The organism is Streptomyces kryoterrae (assembly GCF_054072135.1).
This window is the reverse complement of sequence record NZ_CM133358.1, coordinates 1819694-1835027: the sequence shown is the minus strand read 5'-3', so window position 1 is coordinate 1835027 and position 15334 is coordinate 1819694. Positions and strand designations below refer to the sequence as shown.

General features: G+C 72.6%; 11 protein-coding genes and 1 pseudogene. 4 read left to right on the top strand and 8 right to left on the bottom strand.

Annotated elements, in window-relative coordinates:
- Positions 1–47 precede the first annotated feature (47 nt).
- Genes ACW4TU_RS07625 through ACW4TU_RS07590 form a run of 8 tightly spaced genes read right to left on the bottom strand, consistent with a single transcriptional unit; the run spans position 48 to position 8953 of the window.
- Positions 48–995: a sugar phosphate isomerase/epimerase family protein gene (locus ACW4TU_RS07625; protein ID WP_457425917.1), complete on the bottom strand. Its 948-nt coding sequence runs from the start codon at positions 993–995 to the stop codon at positions 48–50.
- Positions 992–1600: a tRNA-specific adenosine deaminase gene (locus ACW4TU_RS07620; protein ID WP_457425915.1), complete on the bottom strand. Its 609-nt coding sequence runs from the start codon at positions 1598–1600 to the stop codon at positions 992–994. The genes ACW4TU_RS07625 and ACW4TU_RS07620 overlap by 4 nt, the downstream gene beginning before the upstream one ends.
- A gap of 39 nt (positions 1601–1639) precedes the next feature.
- On the bottom strand, positions 1640–3169 hold the full coding sequence (locus tag ACW4TU_RS07615) for a GMC oxidoreductase (protein WP_457425913.1): 1530 nt from the start codon (positions 3167–3169) through the stop codon (positions 1640–1642).
- 53 nt (positions 3170–3222) lie between these two features.
- The gene (locus ACW4TU_RS07610) at positions 3223–4362 is read right to left on the bottom strand and encodes an ROK family transcriptional regulator (protein ID WP_457425911.1); all 1140 of its coding nucleotides are present in this window, start codon (positions 4360–4362) and stop codon (positions 3223–3225) included.
- A gap of 17 nt (positions 4363–4379) precedes the next feature.
- Positions 4380–5813, bottom strand: a complete 1434-nt coding sequence (locus tag ACW4TU_RS07605) for a carboxylesterase family protein (protein ID WP_457425909.1) — start codon at positions 5811–5813, stop codon at positions 4380–4382.
- A gap of 5 nt (positions 5814–5818) precedes the next feature.
- Positions 5819–6700, bottom strand: a complete 882-nt coding sequence (locus ACW4TU_RS07600) for a carbohydrate ABC transporter permease (protein WP_457425907.1) — start codon at positions 6698–6700, stop codon at positions 5819–5821.
- Complete coding sequence (locus ACW4TU_RS07595) at positions 6697–7644, bottom strand: carbohydrate ABC transporter permease (protein ID WP_457425905.1); 948 nt, start codon at positions 7642–7644, stop codon at positions 6697–6699. Before ACW4TU_RS07595 ends, ACW4TU_RS07600 begins: the two co-directional genes overlap by 4 nt.
- Before the next feature lie 7 nt (positions 7645–7651).
- Positions 7652–8953 carry an extracellular solute-binding protein gene (locus ACW4TU_RS07590; RefSeq protein ID WP_457425903.1) on the bottom strand — a complete coding sequence of 434 codons (1302 nt, stop codon included), beginning with the start codon at positions 8951–8953 and terminating at the stop codon, positions 7652–7654.
- 322 nt (positions 8954–9275) lie between these two features.
- Between ACW4TU_RS07590 and ACW4TU_RS07585 the strand changes: the two are divergent.
- From ACW4TU_RS07585 to ACW4TU_RS07570, 4 genes and pseudogenes are all read left to right on the top strand, one after another.
- A pseudogene (locus tag ACW4TU_RS07585) lies at positions 9276–9998 on the top strand (hypothetical protein); the annotation flags it as partial.
- A gap of 1280 nt (positions 9999–11278) precedes the next feature.
- Complete coding sequence (locus tag ACW4TU_RS07580) at positions 11279–12586, top strand: AAA family ATPase (protein WP_457425901.1); 1308 nt, start codon at positions 11279–11281, stop codon at positions 12584–12586.
- Positions 12583–13869, top strand: coding sequence for a vWA domain-containing protein (locus tag ACW4TU_RS07575; protein WP_457425899.1), 1287 nt, complete (start codon positions 12583–12585; stop codon positions 13867–13869). The genes ACW4TU_RS07580 and ACW4TU_RS07575 overlap by 4 nt, the downstream gene beginning before the upstream one ends.
- Positions 13870–13881: 12 nt before the next feature.
- Positions 13882–15195, top strand: coding sequence for a cytochrome P450 (locus tag ACW4TU_RS07570; protein WP_457425897.1), 1314 nt, complete (start codon positions 13882–13884; stop codon positions 15193–15195).
- The last annotated feature ends 139 nt before the right edge of the window (positions 15196–15334 follow it).

Genomic DNA, 15334 nt, shown 5'->3' with positions numbered 1-15334 from the left:
GGTACGGATCTGCGGGCGTCGGTTCGCCGTCCGGGGTGCGCGGCCGATCAGCCCCGGGCCCGGCGCGCGACGGCCACCCCCGCCCGGAGCGCCGCCACGGGGTCCGGGGCCTCGTCGAGTTCGATGAGCACCGTGCCGGCGCCGGGTGTGCGGGACATCGCGTCGGCCCAGCCGCGCCAGTCCACGACGCCCGTGCCCAGTTCGGTCATATAGGGCTGCTGCTGGGCGAACACCGTGTCGTCGATGGTGAGTTCGACGTCGATCGGACCGACCGCGTCCTTCCAGTGCGCCAGCGCGATCCGCTGCGCGTGGCGTCGCGCGACGGCCACCGGGTCCCCGCCGCCGAGTGCGATATGGCACGAGTCCGGGCACAGCCACACATAGCGCGGGTCGGTCAGCGCCATGAACAGATCGATGTCCCGCTCGTACCAGAGCGTGCTGTTGGACTCCGTGTGGAAGGCGAGCCGCACACCCAGCCGGGCGACCGCGTCGCCGACCGCGTGCGCGATGTCGGCCATCCGGGACATGTACGCGGCGTCGACGAAGAAGGGCGGACGCGTCCCGAACGTCGTCCGCATGGGCAGCCCGGTGACCAGGAGGTCCGCCCCGGCATCGGCCAGGAAGGCCGCGCGTCGCTCGGCGTCGGCGACGATCGCGGGCAGGTTGTCCCCGTGGAGCCAGTCCGGGGCATCGCTCCCGGCGACGAAGGCGCTCACCACGCTCAGACCCCGGTCCGCCAGCGCGCGCCGGAACGAGGACGCGCTGCCGAAGGCGCGCAGGGCCGACTCGATGTCGCCGGGCGCGAAGGTCAGCTCGACACCGGTGACACCGGCCTCGGCCAGCGCGTCCAGTATCCGCCCCCAGAAGCCTCCGGGATCGGCGAGGGCCAACTCCCGTACGGCGTCCGGGGTGTCGAGGTCCCAGAAGGCCGGGTGGTAGAAGGTGATGACGTCGGTGGCGAAGCGTGGTCCGGCGGCGTCCTGCGGCGGAGTCATTCGCCACCCCCGCGGGCGTTGTAGACCACGACATCGTCGGCGTCGACCGCGTCCCGGTAGTTCCGGAACACGGCGAGCGCCTCCTCCCGCAGCACGTCCGGTACGACCTTGATGCCGCGCGACGCGAACTGCTCGGCCCAGTCCGCGCCGAGCGGTCCCTCGTCGAACGTGGTGATCTCCTCCAGTTCCGGCCCCTCGCCCGCGACCACCAGACCGCGCACCCCGGACCACATGGTCGCGCCGTAACACTGCACGCAAGGACGCCAGTTGACGACCAGCTCGTGCGCCGCCAGCCCGTCCCCGCCCAAGTCCCAGCCGCCAACGGCTGTCTGGGCCAGCCCGAGCGCGACGACCTCGGCATGCGCACTGGAGACACCGGAGGCGAGGACGACGTTCACCCCGACCGAGACGATCCGGCCGGTGTCCTGTTCGGCGACCAGCGCCGCGAACGGACCGCCGTTGCCCTCACGCCAGTTGCGGTCCGCGAGACGGTGCACGAGGCGCATCCGGTCGTCGCGGTCGGGGACGACGGGGGGCACGTCGGCCAACTCGTCGTCGATCCAGGCCGGCAGCGCCACCCGGTATTCCTTCGCGATGTCGATCACGTTCCAACTCCCTTGCAAAGTAAGAAGGCTCGGCGGAGTTCAGCGCGCGGTGAGCGCGGTGCGGTGCTCGGTGACGGCTCGGGCGGCCCGTACGGCCGTCACCGCGCCCGTCAGCGTGACGTTGGCGGCCATGGCGGTGGGGATCACGCCGTTGCCGGCGAGGTACAGGTTGTCGAATCCCCACACCCTGCCGTCCGGGCCGCACACGCTGGAGCCGTCGTCGGCGGCGCCGGAGCGGACCGTGCCCGTCAGGTGCAGCGACGATCCGGGCGGCAGCACTGCCGACTCGGTCGCCGGATCGAACGGGCCGAACTCCTCGGCGATCGCCCGGACTTCGGACAGCGCACGGGCGATGAGTGCCCGGTCGGCGTCGGAGTAGGCGAACTCGACGCCGATCCGGGGCAGTCCGGCGAGGTCGGTGGCCGACTCCGAGAACACGAGCCGGTTCTCGGGGCGGGACTCCACGGGGGTGTACAGGGCGAGGCCCACGGAGTGCGCGAGGGGGCGGCCGTCGTCGTCCACGTACGTCCTGTCCATGATCTGGCCGTGGAACGGCTGGGCCGCCCCGTTCTGCGGCAGCCAGAGCGAGTCCGTGCAGAACTCGCCGACGCGGGGGAGCGGCAGGGCGTCGAGGCCGATGCCGAACCGGTCGAGGTCGAGCAGCACCCTGGCGGTGACGAAGGCGTGCTCGTTGAGGTACCGGCCCAGCGCGTCCGGGCGGATGCCCGAGGCGAACAGCAGCTGCGGGGTGCGCAGCGCGTCGGCGCACACCACCACGGTGTCGGCGCGCAGTTCGGACTCGGCGCCGTCGGCGACGCGCCGCAGCCGGGCGCCGGCGACCCGGCCGTCCGACGACACGATGAGCGAAGTCGCGAGGGTGCCGGTCACCAGGGTGAACGCGGGATCGCCGCCCGTCGCGATCGCCGGGAGGATCGTCCCCGGGGCGGTGCGCGGCAGCGGGCCCGAGGCCGGCGTGGTGACCGCCATGGGCATGGGCTGCGGGCGCCGGTCGTACGGTCCGGCACCGTCGTAGCGTCGGCGCAGTACGTCGAGGACCAGTTCGCCGACCTCGGTCGGGCCGATCGGGGCGGCCGTGACGGCGAGTACGCGGCGTGCGGTGTCCAGATCGGCCGCCCAGCCGGCCGGGTCGCCGAAGTCGAACACCTCGGGTCCGGCCGGCCACGGGGTCGCGGCGGTCCAGTGCACGCCCATGCCGCCCGCGTTCCACGCGAGGGCCGTCGCGGGCATCGCCTCCGCGTCCTCGCCGAAGGCCAGCGCGTGGAACATGCCGGGCGTCAGCCCGTCGAGGCCGTCCGCGACCTCGCGCACCACTTCGGCGCCCGTGTACATGCCCTGGATACCGGTGGTGACCCGGTCGTTGTAGCGCTCCCACAGGACGGGGTCGTCCACGTCGTGCAGATGCACACCGGGGGCCGTACCGATCGCCTCGCCGCCGTCGACCATCGTGATGCGCAGCGCCGGATCGGAGTCCCGCAGCAGCCGGGCCACGACGGCTCCCATGATGCCGCTGCCGACGACGAGGACATCGGTGTGGGGGGTGTGGGTCACGGTGAAACTCCATGTCTTGTACCGCTGTTGGTGCTGGAAGAGGCAGAGGGGGGTCACACACCGGGGACGAGCGGGCCGAACAGCTCGGTGTCCATGCGGTCGAGGGCCAGCTTGACGGCGCCGACGAGGGGGGCGTCGCGGCCCAGGATCGTGGCCCGCAGTTCGACGGCCGGGGTGCGGGCACGGCGCAGCGCGGCGCGTACCCGGGGCAGCAGCACGTCGGCCGCGTCCTCCAGGCCGCCGCCGAGCACGATGAGGGACGGCGCGATGGTCCACGACAGGGTCGTGAGGATCGACGCGATGTTCTCCACGAGCTCGTCGACCTCGGCGAGCGCGGAGACGTCACCCTCTCGGGCCGCCTCGAACCGGCCGAGCGCGACCGCGCGCCTGGCCGCTTCCGGCGAGGTGAGCCAGGCCACCGGGCGGTTCTCGACCGAGCCGACCGGGATCGAGACCACCTCGATGATCTCCCCCGCGGCGCCGTCGAGACCACGGTGCACGGCCCCTCGGATGAGGACGCCGAGACCGGTCCGGTTTCCGAGCATCGCCCATACGACGTTGTCGTGGTCGCCGGCCACGCCCCGCCAACGCTCGGCGAGAGCACCGAGGTTGGTGTCGTTGTCCGCGAACCACGGAACCCGGACGCGTCGTGTGAGCTCGTCGGGCAGGTTCACGCCCTCCCATCGCGTCGTGTGGACCAGCCGGCGCACGACTCCGTCGTCGTCGATGGCGCCGAGGCCCGCGACCGCACCGGCGCGAAGACGGTCCGCGGACCCGCCCGCGTCGTCGAGCGCCTCCAGCACCAGCGCCGCGACGTCGTCGAGCGTGACCTGCGGATCCAGGTAGGCGCGCAGTGGCCGCTGGGCCCGGCCGAGGATGCGGCCGCGGACATCGGCGACGACCGCGGACGCGCCCGAGGTGGTGATCTGAGCGGCGGCCAACAGGGCGTGTTCGGCCCGCAGTTCGTACCGCCGGGCGGGGCGACCGGCACAGCCGCTGGTCGGCACCCGCGCCAACTCCGTCACCCAGCCCGCCTCGACGAGCGAGTCCAGGACGAGTTCGATGGTGCGGCGCGAGAGACCGGCCCGCTCGGCGAGCGCGGTCAATGTCATCGGCTCGGCCGACACCGCCAACGCCCGCAGGATCACCGAGGTGTTGACGCGTCGGACGGCGCTCTGATTCAGCCCGTTCATGCCGTTCACCCCGGACGTCAGCATGCCTTCACCACCCCGGGCACCGCCCGTACGACGGGATCGAACACGCCTGTGGTGTCGGCGACGAGGGCCGCGTCCGGCCGGCCGTACTCGCGCGCCGGATCACCGGCTGCACCGGACGCCCGTGCCCACTCCGGCTCCTGGCCGTGGACGAAGCCGGCCAGATCGGCGTGCATCGCGGCGGCCAACTCCACGGGCGGGTACGGTCCGAGCGCCCGCGCGCTGCCCGGCGCGTCGAGCAGGTCGAAGAAGAACGGGATGTCGACGCAGTGCCCGGCGCCACCGAGTACGGGGGAGGGCCACTCGAAGGAGTACAGCCAGGTACCGGCGTCGGCGTCGCGGCGCGCTGCCGCCACGCGCGGGCAGGCGGCCCGGAACAGGGTGTCCGTCACCCGGGTGCCCGCAGCGCGAGCGGCGGCGGGTCCGGTGGGGGTGTACGGGCTCGGGTGCGGGTTCTCCGGCGCGGTACCGCAGTCGAACTCGTCACCCGTCGCACCGAGCAGCAGAGGTATGCCGTGTCCGTGCCCGGCGAGTCCTTCGGCGACGGGGACCGGCAGGACGTCGTCGCCGACGACCGGGCCCAACGGGAGTACGTCGGCTCCGAGTTCGCCCCGCAGGTCGATGACGGCCCGCTGGAGTCGCTCCACGGTACGGCGGCCGAATCCGGCCCGCGTGGGTGGTGTCCCGACCCGCTCCCCGAGCCGTTCGACGAACCGGCGGGCCGGCTCCCGGTCCCCTTCGACGACGATGCCGGAGACGCTGACCGCACGCTGGAAGAGACCGTCGGCGGTCGGCGACGACAGCAGCGCGAGCACTGCCGCGGCCCCGGCCGACTGACCGGCGAGGGTGACCCGGCCCGGATCGCCGCCGAACGCGCCGATGTTCTCCTGGACCCAGTCGAGCGCGAGCAGGATGTCGCGCAGCCCGAGGTTCGTGGGCGCGTCGTCCAGCGGGGCGAATCCGTCGACGCCCAGCCGGTAGCCGACGGTGACGCAGACGACGCCGTCCCGGGCGAAGGAACGGCCGTCGTACCAGGGACTCGCCGGGCTGCCCGCGAGGAAGCCGCCGCCGTGGATCCACACCAGCACCGGGCGGGACGGCGCGTGGCCGTCGGCCGTGGCGGGGGCGACGACGGAGAGGTTCAGGATGTCGTCGCCGGGCACCGACGGCTCCGGCACCGTGGTCGTGGGGAACAGGGGCACGCGTTGCGAGGTGGGCCCGTGCCGGGACGCGTCGAACGGCTCCGGGAACCGGCCGCGTCGGACCGGCGCCGCGAACCGCCTTACTCCGGTGGGTGGTTGGGCGTACGGGATACCGAGGAAGCGCTGTACGGGGCCGCGGCGACGGCCGACGACCGGGCCGGCGGGGGCGTGGACGGTGACCGCGACACCGGTGAGGCCGTCGAGGTGGTCCGTGGGGGCATGGTCCATGGGGGTCACCGCATTCCCGATCCGGAGATGCCCTGCACGAAGTAGCGCTGGAGGAACAGGAAGAGCACCAGCACCGGCAGCATCACGACGATCGCGCCGGCGAGCAGCAGACCGTAGTCGGTGACGTGCGCGGCTGCCTGGCTGGTCGCGGCGAGGCCCACCGGCAGCGTGTAGGTGTCCATGCTCTGGGCCACGATGAGCGGCCAGATGAAGTTGTTCCACGAGCTGAGGAACGACATGATCGTGATCGTCGCGACCGCCGGACCGGCCAGCGGCAGGAAGATCCGGAAGAAGATCCGGAACTCGCCCGCGCCGTCGATACGCGCCGCCTCCAGCAACTCGTCCGGGATGGACATCGCGTACTGGCGCATGATGAACACCGACAGCGGCAGGGCGATGCCCGGGAGGGCGATACCGGTCAGGGTGTCCGAGAGTCCCATGTCCACGGTGAGCACGAACTGTGTGACGAACACCGTGCTGAACGGCACCATCATCGCCGCCATGACCGCGCCGAACGCGATCCGCCGGCCCGCGAAGTCGAGCTTGGCCAGGGCGTACCCGGCGGCCGAAGCGGCCACGATGTTGCCGGCCACCACGAGGGCCGCGACCACGACGCTGTTGACCAGGAACCGTCCGAAACCGGCGGTCCGGAACAGCCGGGTGAAGTTGTCGAGGGTGACATGGTGCGGGAGCCAGGCACCGGGGTCGGAGCGGATCTCGTCGAGGCTGCGCAGCGAACCGGCGGCCACCCACACGAACGGGAGCAGGGTGAGCAGCGCGCACAGCACCAGTGCGCCGTAGAGCAGCGGCCGGGAGAGGGACCGGCGGGGTGCGGCGGCCCGGTCGGTGGTCGGGCGGGCGGTCGTCGGCGCGGCCAGGGCGGTCATGAGCGGGACCTCAGCAGTCGGAACTGGACGACACTCACCAGGGCCACGAGCAGCAGCATCACGAAGGACGCGGCCGAGGAGACCCCGAACTCGCCCGAGCCGAACTGGTGGTAGGTGTACAGCGCCATCGACTCGGTGGAGCCCAACGGGCCGCCGTTCGTGAGCAGATACGGCTCGTCGAACACCTGGAGGTAGAAGACGGTCAGCAGCACCGACACCATGAGCGTGGTGGGCAGCAGCAGGGGCAGGGTGATGTGTCTCAACTGCCGCCAGCGGCCTGCCCCGTCGAGGGCGGCGGCCTCGTACACGTCCTCCGGAATCGCCTGCAGACCGGCCAGGAACAGCACCATCGCGGTGCCGAAGTTGCGCCACAAGCCGAGCAGGATGACGACGGGCATCGCCAGGTTCGGATCGTCCAGCCAGTTCGGCCCGGCGAGGCCGACGGCGCCGAGCACCTTGTTGACGGTGCCGTCGGAGTTGAAGGCGTACTGCCAGATCAGGGCGACCGCCACCACGTTGGTGACCACCGGCGCGAAGAAGACCGTACGGAACACCCCGCGCAGCCGCCGGACACCGGAGTTCAGCACGACCGCCAGCGCGAACCCCACCCCCATGGTCAGCGGCACGCCGACGACCACGAAGAGCCCGGTGTTCAGGATGTCCCGCAGGAAGCTCTGGTCCTGGAACAGCCGGAGGTAGTTCTCCAGGCCGGTGAAGTCGACGGCGAACGGGTGCCGCAGGTCCGCGCCCCGGAGGTCGGTGAGGCTGAAGGCGAGCGCGGCGACGGTGGGGATCGCCGTGTAGAGCAGGAACACGACGGCGAACGGGGCGAGGAACAGCCAGGCGACAGCCGTCCGGCGGGCGCCTCGGGAACTCCGGGGGCTCCGGGGGCTCCGGGGGCGGCGCACCCGGTCCGGCGCACCCGGGCCGATGGCGGTGGTCATCGGCGGCTCACTTCGCGCCCGTGCCGAGGCTGTCGGCGTACGCCTGGACGTTCGACGCGGCCTTCGCGGCGGTCTCCGTGCCCTTGGCCACTGCCTCCATCTCCTTGCCCAGCCGTGTCGCGACCTGCTGCCAGGTGTTCACCTGGGGGAACGCCCGGGTGTTCTTCAGCTGGGTGAGGAAGGCGTCCAGGAGCGGCTGGTCCGCGATGGCGGGGTCGTCCCAGGCGGAGATGACGGCCGGCAGCGAGCTGTACGCCTTGTACTGCGCGACCTGTGTGCTCGGCTTCGTGAGGTACCGGACGAGCTTCCATGACGCGTCCGCGTTCCCCGCGCCTGCGAGTACACCCCAACTGCCTCCGGCGGAGAAGGAGTTGCTGCCCGATGCGCCGGCGGGCAGCGGGGCGGTGGCGACATGGGCGGCCGTCCAGCCGTCCTTCTTCGCGGCGGCGTCGAGCTGTCCGATCACCCACGGACCCGTGATCATCATGGCGGTCTTCCCGGACACGAAGTACGGCTGCGCGTCGAGGAACGTGGGCCCGGCGGTGTCGGCCGTGCCGGAGGTGAAGAACGACGCGTTGTACTGGAGCGCGTCGACCATCGCGGGAGTGTCGAGCGTCCACTTCCCGCCGGAGGAGAGCAGCGAGCCACCGGCCTGCCAGGCGTACATCGCGACGTCCTGACCGTTGAAGATGTCCCAGCCGATGTCGGCCCCGAGGCCGCGTGCGGCGCCGGCACCCTGGAGCGCCTTGAGGAACGGCACCGTCTCGTCCCACGTGGCGGGCGCCTTCACGCCCGCCTTCCTGGCGAGGTCGGCGCGGTAGACGAGCGCGTAGGTGTAGGCGTACCAGGGCACCGTGTAGGCGACGTCCCCGACCACTCCGGCGGTCCAGAGGCTCTCGAAGAAGCTCGCCCTGTCGACGAGGCCGTCCGGGACGGGCCGCAGGATCGACGGGTCGAGGAACTGTGACTGGGACTCGGGGAAGAACTGGGCGAGATCGGGCCCCTTGCCCGCCGCGATCGCCGACTGGAGCTTGGTGTAGTACTCGCCGTTCGGGATCAGCGTCACCTTCACGGTGACGTCGGGGTTCGCGGCCTTGAATGGCTTGACGACCTTGTCGAGGACATCGGCATCGCCCTGGGCGGCCCAGACGGTGACGGTGCCGGTGGCCGGGGAGGTGTCGACGGGTGCGGCGGTGGCTGTCGTGGCGGCGGTGTCGTCGCCGCGTCCACAGCCCGCGAGGGCGAAAGCGCCGGTGAGAGCGAGGCCTGCGGTCAGCTTGAGGGCGCCGCGGCGGGAGGGGTTGGACACTCGGGGCTCCTGTGCAGGGATATCAGGGAAAAGAAGCTTTTTTGGTCCGATGGACCCCATGGGTGCGATGTCGCCTGTGAGGCTGATGGCGAGAAAGCTATGAGCGGGGTATTTCGGCCGAGTGGCGGACCCGTCACGAATAATTTCGGAACTTGTAGCGAAATCGATTCGTCATGATTCGCGGAATGTGCCGGTTTCGGATCACGGCTGTGCTCGCACCGAAAACAGGTGGCGGGTGCGGGAGGGCAGCGTTACCGTCTCGGACGATGACTACCGACTTCCTTCACAGATCGGGGGTCCCGTCCGCGCAAGGTGAGTGCTGATGCTCACTGAGAACGCGTACGGGGACACCCACCTCTCCTATTGGCCGCGCGTACGGGAGTTCGCCGTGCCGCCGTCCATGATCGCGACCGCGACGGCCCGCCGCCTGGCCGGGGACTGGGCGGGCGCGTGTGCCGCCGCAGGCGTCGATGTCGACCTGAACCTACGGTCCGTGGCACGCGCCCACGGCCGGGAACTCGCGGCCCGGCTCCGCGCCGATCTACGTCACCTGGTGCCCGACCTGCTGCGCTGGCACCTGCCGAGGATCGCCCCCGACGGGCTGCTGCGCCCGGGACTGACGATCAGCCTGGCCCGGTACGACGCCACCGGGCGGCCCGGCGCCCACCCGGTGCACCTCGTGGCCCGCACCGCGCCGGCGTGGGCGGACGCCGGCCAGCGGATCAGCCTCACGCTGTGGGACGGATCGCACGCGGATGCGGGCGCCCGTCGCGCCGCGCACCCGCACCCGCACCCGCACCCCAGCCGGCGGTTCCGCCTCGATCTGCACCGCCACCTGTGGGACGCGCGCAGAACCGCTGAGCTGCGGACCCGCTCCGGCGCGGACCGGCCACCCGGCTACGACCGTCCGGAGCCGCCGTCCCGGGATCTCCTGGCGCGGGTGCCGCAGGGGCGTCGCTGCGCCGTGGATCGATGGGCGGACGAGGCGCGGTTGGTGCTCGACGCCGAGGAACGGCCAGCCGAAGCCGGCTCCGGCTCCCGCCTTGGCTCGGGGGGCGGCGCGGGCTCTGGTCTCAGCTCCGGCGTCGGCAAGGGCTCCGGCCTCGGCTCCAGCTCCGGCATTGACCCCGGCTCCGGCCTTGACTTCGGCTCCCGCCTTGCCTCTGGGGTTGGCGTGGGCTCTGGCCTCGGCTCCGGCTCCGGCCTTGACTCCGGCTCCCGCCGTGGCTCTGGGGTTGGCGCGGGCTCCAGCTGCGGCTCGGGGGTTGGCGTTGGCTCTGGCCTCAGTACGGGTTCCGGTTCCGGCCCTGGCCTCGGCCTCGATACGGCTTCCGGCACGCGCCCCCGCCCCGGGCCTGGCTTTGGCACGCGCCTTGGCAGCGGCTCCGGCCCTGGTTCCGGCTCCAGCTCCGGCACTGACCCCGGCCCCGGCACGGACTCCCGCCCCGGCACGGACTCTCGCCCCGGCCCCGGCATTCGCACGGGCGCTGGAGTTGGCCCCGGCACGGGCATTGGGCCCGGTTCCGGGACCAGTATGGGCACCGTTGCCGTGCGGCTGGGGGCCCGGCAGCGGTTGCTCCTGGATCTCGTCGCGGGCCCGGACGGCAGCGGGTCGCCCGTGCTGCGGATCACTTGGGCGCCCACGGGCGGTGGCACCTCCGCACTGCCGCTCCTGCCCGACGCGGCGACCTGGGTGCTGCCCGACCTGGAACTCATCCGTACCGGCGCGATCGAGCTGGATCAGCTGCACCCGCTGGTCGCCTCGGCACTCGTACCTGACCGTCCGCCGACCGGTCCACCCCGGAACCCGGCCCGGGCAGGTGAGCCGCGTTTCGTGGAGTGCCGGGGCGCCCTGCACCGGATCGGCCTGGTCGACGGGGTGCTCGCCCCGCTGGACCACGACCCGGCCGAGACCCGCCGGGAAGAACTCCTGGCCGAGCTGAGCGGCACGCCACTGCCCTGTCTGCGGGCCATCGACGAGGCCCACCGTCACCCGGACTGCCTCACCGGCGTCAGCGAACGCCTGGACCACGGCGACATCGCCGGTGCGCTGGCCGTCGTGGAAGGCCTGCTCGGCCCCGACGCGGTGCTGCGCGGCGGCGCCCTGCGGGACGAACTGGAAAGGGCCGCCGAGCGACGCATCACCTACGGCCTGTTCAGGGCCGGCCTGACCGGCCCCGGTCCCGGATCCGGCGGCTTCCGCCAGGACGTCGGCCGTACCCGCGACCACCGCTCCCACCCGCGCCAGGCGACGTTCCGCTGACCTGGGAGACACCCGTCTCCACCCTCAGTATTCACTCATGACGAACCCAAAGGTGATCAAACATGGCCTCAGACATTTCCTTCGCCGCCCCCGAGACCCTCGACCCGAAGACCCGCACGGCCACACCCCACACACCCCAACTCGACATCGCCGCCGAGCTGTTGACCCTGCTCCGCGACACCGCCACCGAACCCCGCCCCGACACCCGGCTGGAGGCCCTCACACTGGCCGTGGCCGCCGACCTGCCCGTGCTCCTGTGGGGTGAGCCGGGGATCGGCAAGACCGCGGCCCTGACACAGCTGGCCGCCTCCCTGGACCTGCCCCTCACCACGGTGATCGCGAGTGTCCACGAGCCGTCCGACTTCTCCGGACTGCCCGTCATCGGCGACGATCCCGCGACGCACGGTGTCCCGATGGCCCCGCCGGACTGGGCGGTACGACTCGTACGGGCCGGCCGGGGGCTGCTGTTCCTCGACGAACTGTCCACCGCGCCGCCGGCCGTTCAGGCCGCCCTGCTCCGGCTGGTCCTGGAGCGGCGGATCGGAGCCCTCCAACTGCCGCCCGGCGTAAGGGTCGTGGCTGCCGCCAACCCCCGGTCCTCGGCTGCCGACGGCTGGGAGCTGAGCCCGCCGCTGGCCAACCGGTTCGTCCATCTCCAGTGGACCCACGACCACGAGGTCGTCGTACGAGGCCTCGGTGGCACCTGGCCCCGGGCCACCCTGCCACGGCTGGCGCCCGAGAAGCTGTCGGACGCCGTGGACTTCGCCCGCCGCGCGGTGTGCGGGCTGCTCGACGCCCGTCCCAAGCTCGTGCACCTACTGCCGAGCAACGAGACGCGCCGGGGCGGCGCCTGGCCGTCACCGCGGAGCTGGGACATGACCCTGAGCCTGATCGCCTTCGCGACCGCCGCCGGCTCCTCCCGGGAGGTCCTCTCGCTGCTGGTCAGGGGCGCGGTCGGGGACGGTCCCGGGCTGGAACTGCTGGCGAGCCTGGACCGGATGGACCTCCCGGACCCCGAGTCGCTGCTCGCCGACCCGGCGGGTGCCGTCCTGCCCGAGCGGGGCGACCTGCGCCAGGCCGTGCTGGACGGCGTGGTGGCGGCGGTCCGGGGACGCCCGGACAGGGCCCGCTGGGACGCGGCGTGGAAGCTGCTGGTCCGGGCGCTGGAGACCGGGGCCCCGGACCTGGTGGTCGTCCCGGCGACCACCCTGGCCTCGCTGCGCCAGGAGGACTGGGACGTTCCGGCGGCGATCGAGAAACTCGCCGGAGTCGTGTCCCTGTCCCGGCGGGCGGACCGGGCGGCGGGCCGTGCGGCGGCTCGGGCAGGCACAGGGACAGGAGCCGGGGCGGGAACGAGGGGCGGCCGATGAACACCGACGCGCCGGGGACCCTGGACCTCGACAAACTCTTCGCCGCCCGGCTGCACGCCGTCCGGGCCCGCCCGTACCTGGCCACGGCACTGTTCGCCCTGCACCCCGTCGAGTCGCGGCAGGTCCCGACGATGGCCGTCGACCGGGACTGGCGGTGCTACGTCTCACCGGCGTTCGTGGACCGGACCCCGGTCGAGGAGCTGGCCGGGGTGTGGGTGCACGAGGTGTCCCACCTGCTGCGCGACCACCACGGCCGCAGCGACCGCTTCGCCCGGGAGCACGGCCTGACCGGCCCCGGGGAGCGGCTGCGGATGAACATCGCCGCGGACTGCGAGATCAACGACGACGCGTTCGGCGACGGGCTCGTCCGCCCCGAAGGCGCTGTCGAGCCAGAGGCGTTGGGACTTCCGGCGGGGGAGCTCATGGAGGAGTACCTGCGCCGGTTCCGCCTCGGGCCGAACACCCTGAGCCTGTCCTGGCTGGACTGCGGCAGCGGGGCCGACGGACTGGGACGGGCATGGGATCTGGGGCCGGACGGCGCGCACGGCCTGAGCGAGCAGGAACGCGACGCGGTCCGGTTCCGGGTCGCGCAGGGCATCAACGGCCGCCCCGGGAACGCCCCGAAGGGGTGGCGGCGATGGGCGGAGGAGGCGTTCCATCCACCCTTGCCATGGCGGGAGTTGCTGGGAGCGGCGGTCCGCTCGGCGGCCTCCGCCAGCGGCGTGGGCGAGGACTACACCCACGGCCGGCCGGCGCGCCGTTCGGCGGCCCTGCCCGGCGTCGTCCTGCCGAGCCTGCGGCGCCGGCCGCCCCGGGTCTCCGTGGTCATCGACACCTCCGGGTCGGTGAGCGACGCCGAACTGGGCAGCGCCCTCCTGGAGGTCGCGGCGATCTCCCGCGCCGTGGGCGGCCGACGGGACATGGTCACCGTACTGCCGTGCGACGCGGCGGCCCACCTCGTGCACACGCTGTGCCGGGCCGAGGGAATTCCCCTGACGGGCGGCGGGGGTACGGACCTGCGCACCGGCTTCGCCAGGGCACTGCGGGCGACTCCGCGCCCCGATGTCGTCGTCGTCCTGACCGACGGCCAGACACCCTGGCCGGCCACCCGGCCACCGTGCCGGACGGTGGTGGGCCTGTTTCCCCGGCAGCACACGGGCCGGCGGCGGCCCCTTGCCCGGTCGTGGGACGAGGGCGAAGAAGATCGCTACGTGCCGGACGCGCCGCCCGCCTGGGCGCGGGTGGTCGACATCGGTTCGGCGTCCACGAGCCGACAGCACTGAAAGAATGGGCCGATGCGCACCCCCTCATCGCTTCTGTCGGCTTTTCGGCCCCAGGTCCAGGAGCGGCTCTACGACTTCTACGAAGAACTCCGGAGCGCCGACGACCTCTTCTGGGACCGTCGCACGAGCGCCTGGATCGCCACCGGGCACGCGGTGGTCAGCAGCGCGGCGAATCATCCGGGACTGTCCTCGGTGCGCTACCCCGACATCGAGGCCGTCCCGGAGGAACTGCGGCCGCTGGCCCGGGTGCTGAGCCGGCAGATGCTCTACAACGACACCCCCGACCACCCCCGGCTCCGCGCGCTGATCGGCAAGGCGTTCGCTCCGCGCGCGGTGGCGGCACTCCGTGCCCGGATCGTCGAAGCCGTCGACCGGATCATCACCGGGGCGGCGCCGACCGGCCGGATGGACATCGTCGCGGACCTCGCCCGCCCACTCCCGCTCACCGTCATCTGCGACCTCCTCGACGTACCGGAGGCGGACCGCGCCGCCGTCGCCGCCTGGTCAGAGCCGGTCGCCGAGGCCATCGGCAACTCCCGGCTCGACGCGGACCGCAACCGCGAGGCCTCGCAGAGCATGGCGGACATGCTCGCGTACCTCCGCGAACACCTCACCCGTCAGGACACCCCGCCGGCCCCCGACTCCCTGCGTGCGACGGTCACCGCACAGGCCGGGAACACCGACCAGGACCTCGACGAACTCCTCGCCAACTGTGCCCTGTTGCTGATCGCCGGCCACGAAACGACCACCCACTTCATCGGCAACGCCACCCTCGCCCTGCTCCGCCACCCGGACGCGGCCGACCAACTGCGCCGCAGGCCCGAGCTGATGCCCGCCGCGGTCGAGGAACTCCTGCGCTACGACGCCCCGGTACAGCTGATGCTGCGCCGGGCGCGGCACGATCTGGACCTGGCGGGCCGCAAGATCGCCGAGGGGCAGACGGTGCTGCTGGTGGCCGGCGCCGCCAACCGGGATCCGGCCGTCTTTCCCGATCCCCATGCACTGGACTTCGAGCGGACCGGCTCCGGCGGACGGCACATGGCGTTCGGCCACGGTCCGCACTTCTGTCTCGGCGCGGCGCTGGCCCGGCTGGAGGGTGCGATCGTCCTGGAGGCGCTCCTCACCCGCCTCCCCGGCCTACGGCTCGACGGTACCGAGCCACCGCGATGGCAGCGCAGCCTCAACTTCCGCGGCCTCACCCGTCTGGACGTCGCCTTCACCCCGGACGCCCACACCGGCGCCGCAGGGACCACGCCGGCCGACGTGGCCGCCTCCGGCCTCGCCCCCGCGCCCCAAGCCGGCGGCTGCCCGGCCCGGGGCCGGTGAAGCCGAGGACGCGTGACCGCTCAGGAGCGGTGTCCTGTCCTGTCCCTCTGCCCTGGCCTGTGCGCCCGAGTGTGTGGAAGGGGCGGGAAGGGGGACTCGGTCCATAGACCAGGTTCGGCGTTCCCATGGGGCTGAGCCT